At 26.6% G+C, this 16,913-nt stretch carries 15 protein-coding genes, 2 tRNA genes and 1 other RNA gene; 5 read left to right on the forward strand and 13 right to left on the reverse strand.

Features of this window, described 5'->3' with window-relative positions; genetic code table 11:
• Positions 1-27 precede the first annotated feature (27 nt).
• Positions 28-1,389, reverse strand: a complete 1,362-nt coding sequence (locus R4K56_RS01105; RefSeq protein ID WP_335757107.1) for a hypothetical protein — start codon at positions 1,387-1,389, stop codon at positions 28-30.
• 150 nt (positions 1,390-1,539) lie between these two features.
• Between R4K56_RS01105 and R4K56_RS01110 the strand changes: the two genes are divergently transcribed.
• The gene (locus R4K56_RS01110; protein WP_297296371.1) at positions 1,540-2,592 is read left to right on the forward strand and encodes a DegT/DnrJ/EryC1/StrS family aminotransferase; all 1,053 of its coding nucleotides are present in this window, start codon (positions 1,540-1,542) and stop codon (positions 2,590-2,592) included.
• Here the strand turns inward: R4K56_RS01110 and R4K56_RS01115 are convergent, their stop codons facing one another.
• The 8 genes from R4K56_RS01115 to R4K56_RS01150 form a co-directional block, all read right to left on the reverse strand.
• Complete coding sequence (locus tag R4K56_RS01115) at positions 2,593-3,447, reverse strand: toxin A (protein WP_335757108.1); 855 nt, start codon at positions 3,445-3,447, stop codon at positions 2,593-2,595.
• Between the two features lie 149 nt (positions 3,448-3,596).
• A complete protein-coding gene (recA, locus tag R4K56_RS01120; protein WP_335771541.1) occupies positions 3,597-4,889 on the reverse strand; it encodes a recombinase RecA in 1,293 nt (430 codons plus the stop codon).
• Between the two features lie 137 nt (positions 4,890-5,026).
• Positions 5,027-5,121: signal recognition particle sRNA small type (gene ffs / locus R4K56_RS01125), an RNA gene on the reverse strand.
• A gap of 31 nt (positions 5,122-5,152) precedes the next feature.
• Positions 5,153-5,238, reverse strand: a tRNA-Ser gene (locus tag R4K56_RS01130).
• Between the two features lie 15 nt (positions 5,239-5,253).
• Positions 5,254-5,327: transfer RNA gene (locus R4K56_RS01135), tRNA-Arg, on the reverse strand.
• A 78-nt stretch (positions 5,328-5,405) separates the two neighbouring features.
• On the reverse strand, positions 5,406-6,146 hold the full coding sequence (locus R4K56_RS01140) for a hypothetical protein (RefSeq protein WP_335771540.1): 741 nt from the start codon (positions 6,144-6,146) through the stop codon (positions 5,406-5,408).
• A gap of 14 nt (positions 6,147-6,160) precedes the next feature.
• On the reverse strand, positions 6,161-6,580 hold the full coding sequence (gene rsfS / locus R4K56_RS01145; protein WP_335771539.1) for a ribosome silencing factor: 420 nt from the start codon (positions 6,578-6,580) through the stop codon (positions 6,161-6,163).
• A complete protein-coding gene (locus R4K56_RS01150; protein ID WP_335771538.1) occupies positions 6,564-7,790 on the reverse strand; it encodes an LCP family protein in 1,227 nt (408 codons plus the stop codon). Before R4K56_RS01150 ends, rsfS begins: the two co-directional genes overlap by 17 nt.
• A gap of 272 nt (positions 7,791-8,062) precedes the next feature.
• On the opposite strand from R4K56_RS01150, the gene R4K56_RS01155 reads away from it, so the two are divergent.
• Genes R4K56_RS01155 through msrA form a run of 4 tightly spaced genes read left to right on the forward strand, consistent with a single transcriptional unit; the run spans position 8,063 to position 11,214 of the window.
• Positions 8,063-9,040: a hypothetical protein gene (locus R4K56_RS01155; RefSeq protein WP_335771537.1), complete on the forward strand. Its 978-nt coding sequence runs from the start codon at positions 8,063-8,065 to the stop codon at positions 9,038-9,040.
• Positions 9,041-9,050: 10 nt separating this feature from the next.
• Entirely contained in the window at positions 9,051-10,037 is a 987-nt protein-coding gene (locus R4K56_RS01160; protein ID WP_335771536.1) for a hypothetical protein, read from the forward strand.
• A 36-nt stretch (positions 10,038-10,073) separates the two neighbouring features.
• On the forward strand, positions 10,074-10,556 hold the full coding sequence (gene msrB, locus R4K56_RS01165) for a peptide-methionine (R)-S-oxide reductase MsrB (RefSeq protein WP_335771535.1): 483 nt from the start codon (positions 10,074-10,076) through the stop codon (positions 10,554-10,556).
• A gap of 49 nt (positions 10,557-10,605) precedes the next feature.
• Positions 10,606-11,214 (forward strand): peptide-methionine (S)-S-oxide reductase MsrA, encoded by a 609-nt coding sequence (msrA, locus tag R4K56_RS01170; RefSeq protein WP_335757115.1) that lies wholly within the window; start codon positions 10,606-10,608, stop codon positions 11,212-11,214.
• A 78-nt stretch (positions 11,215-11,292) separates the two neighbouring features.
• On the opposite strand, the gene R4K56_RS01175 is transcribed toward msrA, so the two are convergent.
• The 4 genes from R4K56_RS01175 to lysS form a co-directional block, all read right to left on the reverse strand.
• The gene (locus R4K56_RS01175; RefSeq protein WP_335771534.1) at positions 11,293-12,189 is read right to left on the reverse strand and encodes a metallophosphoesterase; all 897 of its coding nucleotides are present in this window, start codon (positions 12,187-12,189) and stop codon (positions 11,293-11,295) included.
• A gap of 16 nt (positions 12,190-12,205) precedes the next feature.
• Positions 12,206-14,287, reverse strand: a complete 2,082-nt coding sequence (locus tag R4K56_RS01180) for an ABC transporter permease family protein (RefSeq protein WP_335771533.1) — start codon at positions 14,285-14,287, stop codon at positions 12,206-12,208.
• A gap of 518 nt (positions 14,288-14,805) precedes the next feature.
• Positions 14,806-15,192, reverse strand: coding sequence for a copper homeostasis protein (locus tag R4K56_RS01185; RefSeq protein WP_297296347.1), 387 nt, complete (start codon positions 15,190-15,192; stop codon positions 14,806-14,808).
• 168 nt (positions 15,193-15,360) lie between these two features.
• A complete protein-coding gene (lysS, locus tag R4K56_RS01190) occupies positions 15,361-16,893 on the reverse strand; it encodes a lysine--tRNA ligase (RefSeq protein WP_335771532.1) in 1,533 nt (510 codons plus the stop codon).
• Positions 16,894-16,913: the final 20 nt, after the last annotated feature.

Genomic DNA, 16,913 nt, shown 5'->3' on the forward strand with positions numbered 1-16,913 from the left:
AGTCAAACAAAATTATATATTAAATAACTATTTATTCTTTTCTCTATTTTCAAAAAAATCTATTATAGAATTATTAGTATACTCAGATAACCCTTTTTCAAATCTGTTAATATATCTATCAATAGTACCAAACATGGCTACTGCGTTTAATGATAAAAATATTATAAAAACTACAAATATTTTTTTATTATTAAAAATAAACTTTTCCTTTTGAACTAGCAATAATATTATAGGAATATATGATAAAGAAAAAAAGCTATATAAATAATGGAAATAACCCGGTTTTGATTTTGATATAAAAAAACATATTATTGTTATGAATATTGAAATAATAAAAAACCTTGATAATTTTAAAGATACATTTTCATTATCACTCTTAGTTTTATATTTAAAATTGAAAACAAAATAAAACATATTTATTAAACAATAAACTGAAAATATAAGATTTAAAACTAAAAATACCAAACCATATATATATGATGGCTCTGAAATCCAAAACTCAATTATATTATCAAAATTTTTCAAATAAAAAGCAGACATTTCATTAGTAGGAAATAAAAATAAAGCCTGGATCTTTGGAAATGGAAACCAAATTAAAGTTTCTCTTAAAGATAATACACCTTGTAAATTCATAAATCCACTTTTTATTTCAGAAATCAAATAAGGTAAATATTCTAAAAACGATAAAAACACTCCCAAAATCCAATATTTTAAATATTTTAATGTATTCTTATAAGTTAATATCAAATAAAATATCATAGTTGGAATAATAGAGAAAAAAGTAACAAAATGTCCTTGTGCCATAATAGCTAATATTGGAAAAATAAAAGTAGAAGATAAAGCAGCATTCCTATAAATGTTTTTGTCTATAGCATAAATATATTCAAATAACAATATAAAAAATATAAAACTAAATATTAATGATAAATGAGGATTCCAAAAATTAGTCATAGCCTTAACGAAATATCCATTAAGCAAAATAAGAGGAGAAATCAAAGAACATACAAAAAGTCCAAGTCTTTTATAAACCCAAAATATAAACAGAGATATTAATAGAAGACTAAATAAATAATTTACAATTTTAGCTTTATATATATTTTCATTTCCTAATTTATAGCATAGAATATAATATATATAATATGCTCCACCTGGAACTCTTGGAGTTGTAAATTCATCTTTATAGGTATCAGATAGTTCAAATCTAGTACTAGTTACAGGAAATTCTTTTTTTTCGTACCATCTATACATATCATAAAAATGCTGAAAATCATCAACTGTTCCTCTTATTGGAATAATACGAAAAGATAATGTTATATTAAGTATAAATGAAAAAATTATTAAAGATATAAGTATTATATTTATATAATTTTTTCTAATAAAGTCATTCATATTTTATTCTCCTTATGATTGAAGGCATATTATACTAAAATACTATAAAAACACAATCAAAATTATGTAATTAACATTTATATAAATATTGAAAATAATACATTTTATGGTATCATCATTAATCATATTTTATCATTACGGGGCATTAAATTGATTAGACATTCAAGACCAACTATAAGAAAAAAAGATTTAGAATCAGCTTTAAGAGTTATGATTAGCGATAATTTAGCTACTGGAGATGTTATACAGGAATTTGAAAGAACTTTTGCTAATTATTTTGGAAAAGGTTTTACAGCTATATTCGTTAATAGCGGAACTGCTGCATTGGAGCTTATATTAAGACATTTAAAAGTTGGCGAAGGTGATGAAGTAATAATGTCATCATTTTTAAATGCATCTCCGCTTCAAGTTGTTACAAGTTTAAAAGCTACCCCTGTTTTGATAGATATAGATGAAGACAGTTTCCAAATTTCTATGGACAATGTTATAGAAGCTATTAATGAAAAAACTAAAGCTATTATAGTTTCACATATGTTTGGAAATTGTGCTTTAATTGATGAACTTGTAGATATTAAAGTACCTGTTATAGAGGACGCATCTCATAGTTTGGGCGGAAAATACAGAGATACTTTACTCGGAAGTTTTGGAGATTTTGCTTATTTTTCTCTATCTGCAACTAGAATGATTACTTCCGGCGGTGCAGGCGGAATGATACTTACAAAGAAAAAAGGTATGGATTCTATAAGAGATATAATTCATTATGATAAAAAAGAAAATTTTATAAAAAGATTCAATTACTGTGCTACAGATTTACAAGCTTCAATAGGTATAGAAGAATTAAAACATCTTGAAAGAATGGTTGAAGTAAGAGCTGATATTGCCTCATTTTATGATAATGCAATATTAGAAAGTAATTTGATGAAGCTATCAACTCATGACAGTGAAAGCCCTTCATATTATAGATATGTATGCATGCTTAATGGCAATATGAATGTATATGATGTAATAAAAATGTTTGAGCGTCATAATGTAGAGGTAGCAAGACCTATATTTAAACCATTACATCAGTATTTAAATTTACCAAATGAAAATTACCCTAATACAGAAAATGCATATTTAAAAAGTATATCATTGCCAATATATCCTACATTACAAAAAAATGAAGCAGAACTTATTTGCAAATTGATAAAACAAATTAGATAATTAAAAAATTCTATAGGTAATCATAGCATTCATATCAAAATACAATCTTGCAGAAAATTCTGGGTGCGATATATACTGCCCTATTCTTAAATTCACTTCTGTATATATTCTATTTAAAAACTCATATTGAAAATGTGCATAAGCTCCTATAGAATGCCATAATTGTTTTGTATTATTCATATAAGCTAACATATAATTAATTCCAACCGTTAAAGGAAGCAAATCAAAAAGAATCATTGAATCAAGTTTATATGATATATCATTTTGATCTCTAATCAAAAGCAAATCATAATCTAAATGGTATTTACCGTACATATTATAAACATATTTAAATGCAACTCCAGCCTGCAATGTTATACCTCTGCCTTCAAACAATGATTTTAAAAAACTTACTTTGAATGTTGGAGTTACCTCTGCCTCAAAAGATAAATTTGATGTTTTTGGAGCATTGGCTATACCATTAGTACCAAATTCATCTTGAGGACTATTAAAATTTACAAATCCCCTTTTAGCATAGGAAGTATAATAATTAAGCATAGAAATTTTAGCATCTATATTAAAATACTCAGAAATAGAACTATTAACAAATATTGTAAGCCTATTCATTTCAGCACTGATATGATCACTTATTCCAACATCAGTTTTTATACCTTCCCAAATATATCCAGGAAATACATCGGATATAAATCTGTAAAAAAGTAATATTCTTCCGCCGCCGTCCATATAAGGGCTAAAACGTCCATTCAAATCCGCACCTATATAAAGACCTGCCTGCATATTAGTTTGAGCGGCAAGAGGTTTGAATATTACAAAAATATATATTAAAAAAACAATCAAAAATTTTATTAATTTCATTTAAAAACATTCAATATTATAATTTTTATATAAGGATATATTATATCATTTTATAAAAATATGTACATTCTTTATTAATAGAATTTATTCTTAATAAATAAAAAGACCTTTCAAAAGAAAGGCCTTTTTAATAATCTATAAAAAATTTATTAATTTTTAACTGGAGTTACAATAGTATCCTCAAAATCATTATCGCTGTAAGTTTCATCGTCATCATCATTATCATCTGAATAAGATTCTTCATCACCCATTAAAAGAATAGCTTCTTCTTCTACCTTTTTAGATTTTTTCTTTGATACTGGAGCTTCTGCATTTTCATCATCATTATTTATTTCTTTTGCAGCATCTTTAGCACCGCCGTTTTTCTGCTCCTCTAAATATTCAGCTAATTTTTCTTTAACTTTATCAACACCGCCCATATTCAATGTTTCTCTAATTTGTATTTCAAGTTCCATACGCATTTTAGGGTCTGATGCTAAAAGTTCTCTTACTTTTTCTTTACCCTGTGCAATCTGCTCACCATTATAATAGAACCAAGCACCGCTTCTTGTAATGATTTTTGCTTCCATAGCTAAATCTATTAGAAGTCCTTCTGATGATATACCTTTACCGAATATTATTTCCAAATTAACTACTTTAAATGGAGATGATAATTTATTTTTAACAACTTTTATTTTCACTTTATGTCCTATAGTATCATCACCTTTTTTTATCCATTCAGTTCTTCTTATATCAAGTCTTACAGAAGAATAGAATTTCAAAGCCTTACCGCCTGTAGTAGTTTCTGTAGGGCCGGCACCGTAACCAGTAGTAGCAATATTTTGTCTTAATTGGTTAATAAATATTACTGCCGTATTAGTATTGCTTATTATAGCTGTAAGTTTTCTCAAAGCATGGCTCATAAGTCTAGCCTGTAAAGCTATATGAGCATCGCCTATATCACCAGCAAGTTCAGCCTTAGAAACAAGTGCTGCAACAGAGTCCACAACTACAATATCAAAAGCTGTAGAAGATACAACTTTCTCTAATATTTCCAAAGCTTCCTCACCACTGTTTGGCTGAGAAATATATAAATTATCAATATCTACACCTAAAGCACTAGCATATACTGGATCAAGAGCGTGTTCAGCATCTATAAAAGCAGCATATCCACCAGCCTTTTGTGCTTCTGCTATAACATGAAGTGTAAGAGTAGTTTTACCAGAAGCCTCATGTCCGTAAATCTCTATAATTCTTCCTCTAGGTATTCCTCCAACACCTAATGCATGGTCAAGAGTTAATGCCCCTGTAGAAATAACATCAACATTAACTGTTTTATTGCTTCCAAGTCTCATAAAAGAGCCTTGTCCATATTTTTTATTTATCTGATCTGTAATAGCTTCAATAGCTTCAGCCTTACCGTCTTTTTTTACTTCAGTAGTTTCTTTCTTTTTAGTAGCCATATTTTAAAATTCTCCTAAAAAACAATATAATAATACATTGTATAAAAATACATTGTTTTTGTCAAGATATTAACAAGTAAAAATATAAAAAAATAATTAAAAAGGGATTTATAAAAGGAATTAATAAAAAAAGCCCCTTATAACAGGAGAACTAGCACCCAGTTGGGTTGACTTACCGTTGCTTCCTTCCGAACCTGGCGGATTCATCATCAACTGCCGTAGAACCCCGTTATAAGAGATGTATAAAATAAATAACATATATACGGAGAGAGTGGGATTCGAACCCACGGTACTGTTACGTACACACGACTTCCAATCGTGCTCCTTCAACCAGCTCGGACATCTCTCCTGGTATTAAATTAAGCGTGCCTGAGAAGATTTGAACTTCCAACCTTCAGAACCGCAATCTGATGCTCTATCCAATTGAGCTACAGGCACTTAAACATTTTAGTTTATAAATTATAACATAATTAATATTTTTTTGCAAATATTAATTATGTATAAATATCATTTTATTTAATCAAATATACCTTGTCCAATTTTTAAACCTAATTGTACGCCTAAATCAAATGATGATAAGTTTCTGCTGTCTACCCTAACTTTTTCAGCACCTCTTAAATCTATACCAAAATCTGTTCCAAGATAAGCTCCAACTAAAAGTGCTACATCTTCATGAACATAGAAAGAATAATCAAATGTTAATTTCACATAAGTAATAACACTATTTTTCATAATACTGTCTATTTTTGAAACACCATAATATCCATAAGTCTTTGTGCTTGTATTATCTTTAACAACTTCTGTTGAATGTGTTAAATATAAAGGTATTTTTACTCCTAAACCTAAACCAAAAGCAAAATTTTTATAATGGAATTTAGGAAGTATACCTAAAGAAAAATTCTCAAAAGTATAATATTCTTTTGATTTAATTTTCACACCATTTTCCTCATAAGTACTGCCTAATCCAAAAGAATCATGAGCATAACCTAAATCTGCCAATAAACTTATTCCTATATCACCATCTGACACCAAATATCCTGCCTGTATATTTACTCCAGCATCAAAACCAACTGTACCGCTGCTTTTTCTATAATTATTTATATAATTTGCATTTGCTTGTTCTGAAAAATTAACATTATAAAAGCCAAAACTAGCTCCTATTGGTATCATTATACCAAACTGCCAACCGCTTTCAGCAAAAGAAAGTTTAGCAAATACTAACATAACAGATAAAATAATTATTGTAATTTTCTTCATAATACACTCCTTATTTAATTCATATCTATTTTTTTAGCTTCATGCCATAATTTATCCAAATCATAATATTCCCTGCCTTCTTCAGTAAATATATGAACCACTAAAAATCCATAATCTGTTAAATACCAAAGCGATTCTGGATCATTATCATTTTCGGCATAAGGAACTACACCATCTTCTTTTAATTCTTTATAAACTGCATTTGAGCCTGCTTTCATTTGAGGCGAAGAAGAAGCTGTTGCTAATATAAAATAATCAGATAAAGTTGTTACTCCGTCTAAATCCAATATAACAATATTTTCAAGTTTCTTATCATCTAAGGCTTTAGCTGCTTTTAAAGTTAATTCTTTAGCTTTTTCTCTATCTATAAATTTTCTCTTTTTAGTATTTGATTGATTTTCATTAATATTTTCTTCATTATTCTGTAATTTCATAATAGTCATTCCCCAAAATTAATACTGCATTATTTAATACTCTTCTGTCAGTTTTGGCATATACACGGCTTACTCGTCCTTCATTTGCCACCATAAATGCCTTTTCTATTTGACCGTCTCTAATGAGTACAACACTTTCATTCAAATTTGTAGTAAAGTTACCATATTCACCAGCAGCAAAACCTCTATAACGCATTCTAATATTTATTCTGTCAGCAAGCCCTGCAACAGTAGTAGCATTCAATACACTCAAACTAACATCTTCATTATTTAATTCACTTTTCTGTGTTTTAAGTTCCACATAAAGAGTTAAATCATTCATCTGTTTTTTGAATGCACTTCCTTCAAATATAGGTGTTAAAATTCCATTATCATCAACTCTTGCATCTATATTTTCTATGACTAATGTTCTTTCATTACTGTTTGCTAGTATATCTAAAAATGCTTTTACATCTGGAGGTCTTAAATTACTTTTAATTTTAGAAGCTATAATTTTTCTCATATCTTTAGAATGAATAATATTTCTAAGCTGAGGACTTTGTATTAAACCTATTGCAGAATTAATAATTATATCTTCTAGCCTGTACAAAGTTTCTATATCTTTATATCCATTCATTGTCAAATAATGCAGATATGATATTACTTTATTACTTGTAAATAGCCACTCTCCTATTCCAAATGAAAGTTCGTATCCTTTCTCCTCATCTTTAAATTCAATAGGCTCCTCTACATACATCTTGATTCCGCCTATCAAATCTATAATATCAGAAATTTGATTATTATCAATAGCAATTCTATAAGTTATTTTTTTATCAACAGAATTTTCTATAGCTCTAAAAACAGCATTCTCTCCTCCGTTTTTATACAGCATATCCAAAGGTACCGGCGGAGAATCCACATTTTCCCATAAAGCTATATTTCTAGGAAGACCTATTAAGCCTATTCTATTATGCAAGCTAGATATTATGCCAACATAAGAACCGTAAATCTCTCTATCATCATCTATAAATAAAACTGCAAAATATAAAGGTTCATCATTTTTTTTAGCTATATTTAATTTACTAACAAAGAAATAGTAAAATATAAAACCTATAATAAATGCAATAAGAATACCAGAAAAAAGAACCAAAATAGTGGCTTTTTTATTAGCCTGACTTATGGTTCTAAGAGCTTTCTCATCATTTATATTTTTTTTATTATAATTTCTCATCTATATATAATATATTATGTTAATTAAGTTGTCAAACATATTTGAACATCAAAAAATATAAAAAAATAATGATATAATATTTTTTATGTTAACTATTGAAATTGTTAGACTATTATAATATACTATACTCTAGAGGTAATTTATTAATTATGAATTTTTTTAGAAAAATATTTTTTATTTTTGGAATACTTTTATCATTAATATCTATAAATGCTTTAATGTCATATCGTACTCCAAAAAAAGATAAAGAGATAAATAAAGATTATTGATATATGTTTTCTTTTAAAAGTAAAATTATATTATTTATTATACTTTTCTATAGTATAAATCTTTTTTCTATTACAATAACTATATTGCCTTTTTCCACAACTAATGAAGCTTGGATAAGTGAATATAATGTTGATGATGGAATACCAAGAGTTTTACAAGACTCATTGATTAATACAAAAATGTTCAATGCTACGGATTATGATTTACTAATATCATATTTTAGCTCTTATGATATTGTACTTTCATATAAAACAATGCAGACAAATCTGCAATTAGCTTCAGAGTTTATAAAAGAAACTTTTAATTCAGATTATATGGTAACAGGAGAAATTTTAGATTTTACTCTAAAAAAAGGCGGAAAAGATACTGCAAATGTAAAGTTTAAAGTAGATTTAATTGATATAAACACTTTAAGAGTATTAAAATCATTTACAGATAATGGAACTTATACACTTCCTAATAATAGTCCTGTATACTCTGCTGAAGACGCTTTATTTACAGAAACTGCTTTAGGAAGGGCTTCAGCTGTTGCATTCAATAAAATTGCTAATGATATATCTAAATTTTTAGGAAATCCGCCTCTAATAGGATTAGTTACAAGAGTAGAAGAAAATAAAATATATATAAATCTTGGTAAAAAAAATAATATAGTTAAAGGTGCAGAATTTAATATATACAAAGTAGATAAAGTTTTAGATATACCGGAAAATCAAACATCTGTATCTTCTAATTTCAGTAATATACCAAAAATTTCATCTTCAATAACTACTAATAATAGAGGTTATATGGCTGTTAGAAGTAATGAAAAAGGTGATGTATGGTATACGAGTGAAATGCTGTATAAATACAGATATTATAAAAATGTTGAAAGATTGGTTGGTAGTGCTAAAGTTATAGAAATATATGATAACTTTGCTGTATTAGAAAATAAAAGCGGAATAAAAATAGAACCAATGATGTTAGTGAAAATAAAAAATTAGGAGTCAATAAATGATATCTAAACAAAATGTAATATATAATGAAATTGATAAAGAAGATTATTATATTTATATTGATCAAAAAACAAGTAAAGGAATATTTACACCTTATTATAAAGGAAGCTGCAATAGTTTTTTGTATGATTTTAAATTAGATATATGCAGAACATTTCATAAAAACGCTAGATCATATTCTATTATAGATTTGTCATTAGACGGCACAAAGATAATGACAATATCTGTTACAAGTAATGATAGTCAAAATAATGTATTTAAAATAATAGAAATTGGTACAAACAAAATATTACTTGAAATAGATAATCTATATGTATATGAAGCTAATTTTACTGCTAATCCAAGATATATAATTATGAGGGCTAGAGATGTAAATATAATGAAAGTATTTATCTATGATATAGAAGCAAAAAAAGTAGTACATACTTTAAAAGAAAATATTTTTATAAGAAGCGGATGTTTTGATGAAAAAAGAATAGTATTTACATATCCTTCAATTACAGAAAATAAAGTAATTAATCATATTAATTTTAATACTTTAACAGAAACTAAAGAATTTATAGGATATTCTGATATTAAAATTTCAAAAATTTTTCATGCTAATGCTGATGAATTATTATTATTAGATAATGAAACATCTATATCACTATACAGCAATGGAACAAAAATAATATGGAAAATACAATTTTTATCATTTTTGAATCATTATAGCGGAGGATTTTTTTATCTTAAAGAAGATAATAAAATATATTTAGATACTCCTGCTATAATTCAGGAGAAATTATCAAACACTCAAATTGATGCTATGGTTTTATATAGAATAGATTCATATAGCGGAAATATAGAATCTATTCAATTACCAGCAAAAATTAAATACAAAAAATTTACACATATGTTTGATTATAGGTTAATAGATACAACAGGAAATATTTTTGACATAAAGGATAGAACTGCTTATTCTTTCCCTTTGCAAATGCATAGATAAAGAATAAATAAAAAATATATTATAAATAATAACAACATGAAAAAGAATATTTTAATAATTATAATAACAATAATGAGTCTTATATCTTGTGATAAAGAAGATGACGAAAAGATATATTCTGTTTGTGAAGGCGATACTAATACAAAGAAAGAATTATCTGCAAAAGAATATCATGTGTTAATAAATAAAGGTACAGAATCACCTTTTTCAGGAGCACTATTAGATATAAAAGAAGATGGTGTATATGTATGTAAAATATGTTCTGCACCATTATTTCATTCGGAAGCTAAATTTGATTCTGGAACTGGGTGGCCTAGTTTTGATGATGCTATAAAAGAAAATATTAAATTAGTAAAAGACGGACATAGAATAGAAGTAATATGTGCTAATTGCGGCGGACATATGGGACATGTATTTTATAATGAAGGATTTACAGAAAAAGAAACCAGATATTGTATTAATTCAGTTTCTTTAAATTTTGTAAAAAAATTCACTAATGAAAATGATACAAATAAATAATTCAATTTTAGGTAATAAAGAATAATTTCAAAATACGGAGCTCAAATATATGATAAAAAAAATTACAATAACAGTACTGTCTTTATTATCAATAATATCTTGTTCTGAAAAACTTAATAGTCAAAATATTAATAATAAGGACGATAAAATGGAACAAAATGCAGCTATGCCAGAAAATATAAAATATGCCTATTTTTCATCAGGCTGTTTTTGGGGAACAGAGTATTGGTTTGAAAAATCTAAAGGTGTTATTTCAGTTGTAAGCGGATATGCTGGAGGACATAAAGTAAACCCTACATATTATGAAGTATGTACTGGACTTACTGGTCATTTAGAAACTGTGAGAGTAGCTTATGACCCTGAAAAAACTACTTATGAAGAATTAGTAAAACTATTCTTTGAAACTCATGATTTCACTCAAAAAAATGGTCAAGGCCCTGATATAGGTTCTCAATATTTATCTGCTATTTTCTATCAAACTCAAGAAGAAAAAGAAATAGCAGAAAAATATGTAAGCATGTTGAGAGATAGAAATTATGATGTGGCAACAACAATAAGAGAATATAAGAATTTTTATGAGGCAGAAGATTATCATCAAGATTATTATGCTAAAAAAGGTTCTATGCCTTATTGTCATTTCTATACGAAACTATTTTAACTAGAATTTTATATTCATAACAAAATAAAAGAGGCTTAAAAATATAATAATTATAAAGCCTCTTTTTTATTTGATTATTTAAGATTTACTTTTAAATGTTATAATTACAACTTCCGGATAGGCAAATAATCTTAAAGGAAATAAAACAGCTCCTATTCCGGAAGTAACATACACTTTCATATTGCCATAATTCATAAGTCCGTAAATTGCAGCAAATAAAGGATATTCTCTATTTTTATTTAAACCTTCCCATACCCACATAGGAAGAAAACTTATTTGAAGTCCATGAGTATGTCCTGAGAAAAAGAAATCTATAGCCTTAGAATATCCGCCGTCTTTAGCTCTCTTTAAAGGTATATTAGGTTCATGAGATAAAAGTATATGGAAACCTTCCGCTTTAACGTTGCTGACTGCAATATCAAACCTAACATCATCAGTTAAAAAATCACCTACCCCGCCTATAGATATATATTCATTGCTTTCATTAGTTATATATAAAAGTTTATTATCCATAACCTTAAAACCATTAAAATATAAAGCATTAGAAACATCTTTTGTACTTTCCCAATTATCATGATTGCCTAAAACTGCATATTTACCATACTTAGCTTCTAATCCTTTTATTCCATTATTAAATTTATCAGTATTTCCTTTATCATAATGGCTGAATTTATGAGGTGCACTATATATATAATCTCCTCCAAATAATATCATATCTGGTTTTTCATTCATTATCATAGCTGACATCTTTTTAACCTGACTTTCAGGTATATAAAGTCCTGCATGCATATCAGCTGCCAAAGCAACTTTCATATTATCAAAACTTTTAGGTAAATCCTCAAATTCTAAAGTTATATATCTTACTCTTACAGAATGTGCAGTTATATACATATATAGATTAAAAAATACAAAAAATATAACAACCGCCAAAAATATTATTTTATTTCTTTTAGATATCTTTTGTAAAAATTTCATCTTAAAATCCTTAAAATTATTCAGCATTACAATTAGTTATCAAAACAGACAATACAGAAGACAATGCTACTATTATCATCACAAACAATAAGAAACTAAAAATGAAAGGCCAAAATATTATTATTAATATTGCAGAAATTATAATTGATGCTAACAAACATATTATAAATGATGAGTTAACAAGTTTTCTGTCAGATACATGTGAGAACTTTAATAATCTTCTATAAAAAATTGATAATAAAGATGATATTAATAGTGCCAATGATAATGCTAAAATTACTATAAATACAAAAATAATATTTTTCAATGAGTAATTATAATTTGTATAATATTCTTCATTAAAATTAATAATATTCAAATTATAATTTTCTACAAAAGAACTATTATTTAAATATGAATAAATATCCTTATTATCAGAAAACACTAATATACTTTCATTATATGGAGATTTATCACCTTCTTTTAAATAGATGAAATTAGACATTGAAGTAATATCTCCTATAATGTCATAATTTTTATCTTTGAAATCATATATTCCGCTTACATAAAAATAAGATGTTTCAAGCCAACCTCTTGAAGCCTTAGCAATTAATGATAATGCATCTCCTACTTTAATATTTAAATAAGCAGCCAAATCTTTACCTATAAGAATTTCCTTTTTTGGAGTTTCAAACATTTCACCTTCAACTATAACATTAGAAACAACCATACCATTTTCTAATATATTTTTTTCATAAGTATAAACTCTTGATCCTATGCTTCCAGTTCTTATTACAACACCTACAGGAAAAGTTAATACTCTTTCAACATCGGCATATTGATCATAAGATTCAATATCCTTATACAAAATATTAATTAAATTATCATTGCTTGATGATAAAGAACCATTAAATAAAAATGTATTTTCTGATGTATTATTCTTTACTATCCTAACAATATTTTCTACATTGTCATTATTAGCTTCTTTGTTTATGAAACCAAAAAAAGATGAATATAATACTAAAGTAATCACTACATAAGTGAATATAATACCGCACATCATAAGTATATTTTTATTTCTAATAGGCTTTAATTCTTCTTCTTCACCCTCTATGAACATCCATTCTAAAATAGAATATTTAATATTAGCTAATATAACAGTCAATAAATTTATAATCAAAATTATAATATAAAGAAAATTAAATGTAACTTCTAATTTTAATAAAAACTTTGTAATTAAAATATCTATAACGAATGATATTAAAAACCCAATGAAAGAAAATAATAATTTACCTTTAATAAGTTGTTTATAATTAGAAATACTATAAGAGTTTATAAACATATATATGGAGAATAATACAAATAAGTATGTCAAAATTATATATATCTGAATCTTTTTATTATTTTTATTTGCATTGTAATTCTCGCCTATAATATCTTCCTTTGAATATATCCTAAAATCATCTCCAAATATATTTTTTATATCATTATCATAAAATAATAAATCTTCTTCGCTTATATTTTGTTTAATATACATTTCTGTAGCACAATCTTCCAAGCCTACAAAAGAATTCAAATTATCAATATCTATTAAAGCATAATTATAATCTAATTTTTCAGACACTTCTATAATAGTATATTCTTCTGCATTATAATGTCCTGTTTTTGTAATAGCCTTTAATATTATTGTATCATTAGTATTAACATCTAAAACAGAAGCTATTGATTTGCTTATTACTATAGAATTATTTGCATCAAAATTATCTAATGTAGAGTCTTTTAAAACATTAAAAACTTCTTCATCATTTTTTATATCAATACCATTTATAACTATTTCTTCCTCACCTAAATGTGATATCAAACTAGCTCTGTATTTTAATCTTGATGTAATATATTTAGATTTCAATAATTCCTTTACCTTTTGTTCTTTTTCTTTATATCCCTCTATATAATATCCATCTAATGCATAATCTCTTAAATCTTTATAATTAATGTTCATTATATTAATAGTACTTAATGAAGTATTAGGATCACTATTATTGAAATAATTCATGATTAATAATGCAATTAAAGTTACAACAAACGATATAATACAAGCTAATATATTACTTTTTTTCATAAAACCACTATATCCTGAAATTATATATTTTGTTATGATTATATGTCAATAAGTATTTTTGTAAATACTAAATATTATTTTTTGATATATACTGAAAATTTTTAAGTTTGTCAATTTTTTCTTGTTCTTTTTCCCGCCGCATACGCTCTGCGGACTTCGTCAAAGAACCAAAAAGTGCAAGTATAAAATTAGTACTAAATCATACTAAAATTGTTTTACATGTAAGATAGGTTATTAATTTAAGCTAAAATATAGTCCTTCGCGAAGCGTATCCGAGTTTATCGAGGATATAGCTTCTTTGGGCCACCACCGAGTAGGTGCCTAATCGGCAAAAGAAGTGGGGTGCGGGGCAAAGCCCTGCAGATATTTAAAATTTAAAAAATTATTTCTGACAAAATATAGTTGTTTAGGTATATATGATTTTTATTGATAGAAATATTATAAAATATTAATGCAAATAAAAAATGCCGGATATAAAATTAATTATTTCCAGCATTTTTCAATTATATGTTTATAAATTAGAACAATGAAGTAGTTCTATTAGTATCAAAGCCTATAATTTTTGTTACTATTAAATATGTAGCTGTAGTTCCTTCTTCCATACCAGGTCTTTCTTCCAAATAACCTTCAACTTTCAAGTTAACTTTAGTAGGCTCAGCAAAATTAAAGCTAGTAAATTCTCTTTCAAGATTTAAATACTCACCTTCTGTAGCAACTTGGAAATTACTTGAAGTAGCATAATCTGTGAATACTGCAGAATCAGCAAAATATACAAAATCTCCTTCAAAAGTTTTTGAAGTCTGCTTTCCATCAGTTGCTGCTGCATTTTTAGCATCATCAGTTTTCTGACCTCCGCAAGAAATCAACAATACAAATGCAATTAGTAGTAAATAGACCTTTTTCATTTTTTATCCTTTTATATATTATTATTGTACAAATTGTAGTACGAAATATAAAACAATAATAAAAAAAATAGTAATAATTTTTTGTAAAAAAAATTGATAAATTAACAAAAAAGGAATACTTATAAACTAAGTATTCCTTAAAAAATCATATTTTTATAAAATATTGAACTATTCTATTTTTCTCATTTGAGGGAAAAGAATTGTATCTCTAATGCTAGGAACATTCAAGAATAACATAGCCATTCTGTCAATACCTATTCCAAGACCGCCTGTAGGAGGAAGTCCGTATTCCAAAGCATTAATATAATCTAAATCCATATCCATAGTTTCATCTTCACCGCGTGCTTTAGCTTTTAATTGTTCCTCAAATCTTTCTTTTTGGTCTATTGGGTCATTAAGCTCACTGAATCCGTTAGACATTTCCATTCCGCCTATAAATAATTCATATCTTTCTGTAATGTCTGGATTATCAGGATAAGATTTTGAAAGAGGTGAAACTGATTTAGGATAATTAATAACAAATGTAGGCTGTATTAATTTTTCTTCAACCTTTTCTTCAAATACTGCAACCATTACTTCCCATTTAGTAGGTTTAGTCTTAGAAGTATCTATTTCTACACCTATTGATTTAGCTTTTTCTAATGCTTCATCATCTGACTGTATAGCATTAAAATCAAGTCCTGAATGCTCTTTTACTAAATCTACCATAGGAACTCTAGCAAAAGGAGGCTCAAAATTAATTTCATAATCTTTATATTGAGAAGTATATTTTCCATTTAATTTAAAACATACTTTTGAGAATACTTCTTCAACTAATTCCATAACCTTGTGGAAATTAGCATAAGCCATATACGCTTCCATCATAGTAAACTCTGGATTATGTCTTGTAGATATACCTTCATTACGGAAATTTCTATTAAGTTCAAATACTTTATCGAAACCGCCTACTACAAGTCTTTTCAAATAAAGCTCTGGTGCTATTCTTAAATATAAAGTCATATCCAAAGTATTATGATGAGTAACAAAAGGTTTAGCTTTAGCTCCTCCAATTAAAGGGTGCATCATAGGTGTTTCTACTTCTAAAAAGTTATTATCAATCATTACTTGTCTTATAGCAGAAACCATTTTAGAACGTTTAATAAATGCTTCTTTTACATCATCATTCATTATTAAATCAACATATCTTTGTCTATAACGCATTTCTGTATCAGTTAAGCCATGAAATTTTTCAGGCAATGGATTAAGTGATTTTGTTAATAATTTTAATTCATTTGCATATATAGTTATTTCACCAGTTTTAGTTTTGAATACAGTACCTTTAACCCCAACTATATCTCCTATATCTATTAACTTTTTAAATACTGTATTATAAAATTCATCGCCTACTTTATCTTTTTGTATGTAAGCCTGAATTGTACCTGCTGAATCTTTTATAGTTAAAAATGAAGATTTACCCATTACCCTATAAAGCATAATTCTTCCAGCAACGGCAACTTCTGTTTCATTCTTCTCTAATTCTTCAAATTTCTCTGCTATATCTTTTGATTTATAAGTTACATCATAACTGTTTGGAAATGGGTTGATTCCCATACTTCTTAATGTGTTTAACTTTTCTTTTCTGTTTTCTTTTTCTGCATTTTTTTCTACACTAATATTTTTTTCATTTTGTGTATTTTCAGAATTATTTTGATTTTCTGACATTAAATTATCCCTCTTAATTT

Source organism: Brachyspira pulli, from assembly GCF_036997785.1.
GTDB lineage: Bacteria > Spirochaetota > Brachyspiria > Brachyspirales > Brachyspiraceae > Brachyspira > Brachyspira pulli.

Excerpts from the sequence above, each read along its gene's own strand:
- recA (WP_335771541.1), bottom strand. The coding sequence starts at position 4,889 with ATGGCTACTAAAAAGAAAGAAACTACTGAAGTAAAAAAAGACGGTAAG.
- R4K56_RS01105 (WP_335757107.1), bottom strand. The coding sequence starts at position 1,389 with ATGAATGACTTTATTAGAAAAAATTATATAAATATAATACTTATATCT.
- rsfS (WP_335771539.1), bottom strand. The coding sequence starts at position 6,580 with ATGAAATTACAGAATAATGAAGAAAATATTAATGAAAATCAATCAAAT.
- R4K56_RS01160 (WP_335771536.1), top strand. The coding sequence starts at position 9,051 with ATGATATCTAAACAAAATGTAATATATAATGAAATTGATAAAGAAGAT.
- R4K56_RS01175 (WP_335771534.1), bottom strand. The coding sequence starts at position 12,189 with ATGAAATTTTTACAAAAGATATCTAAAAGAAATAAAATAATATTTTTG.
- R4K56_RS01185 (WP_297296347.1), bottom strand. The coding sequence starts at position 15,192 with ATGAAAAAGGTCTATTTACTACTAATTGCATTTGTATTGTTGATTTCT.
- R4K56_RS01180 (WP_335771533.1), bottom strand. The coding sequence starts at position 14,287 with ATGAAAAAAAGTAATATATTAGCTTGTATTATATCGTTTGTTGTAACT.
- lysS (WP_335771532.1), bottom strand. The coding sequence starts at position 16,893 with ATGTCAGAAAATCAAAATAATTCTGAAAATACACAAAATGAAAAAAAT.
- msrA (WP_335757115.1), top strand. The coding sequence starts at position 10,606 with ATGATAAAAAAAATTACAATAACAGTACTGTCTTTATTATCAATAATA.
- R4K56_RS01140 (WP_335771540.1), bottom strand. The coding sequence starts at position 6,146 with ATGAAGAAAATTACAATAATTATTTTATCTGTTATGTTAGTATTTGCT.
- R4K56_RS01150 (WP_335771538.1), bottom strand. The coding sequence starts at position 7,790 with ATGAGAAATTATAATAAAAAAAATATAAATGATGAGAAAGCTCTTAGA.
- msrB (WP_335771535.1), top strand. The coding sequence starts at position 10,074 with ATGAAAAAGAATATTTTAATAATTATAATAACAATAATGAGTCTTATA.
- R4K56_RS01155 (WP_335771537.1), top strand. The coding sequence starts at position 8,063 with ATGTTTTCTTTTAAAAGTAAAATTATATTATTTATTATACTTTTCTAT.
- R4K56_RS01115 (WP_335757108.1), bottom strand. The coding sequence starts at position 3,447 with ATGAAATTAATAAAATTTTTGATTGTTTTTTTAATATATATTTTTGTA.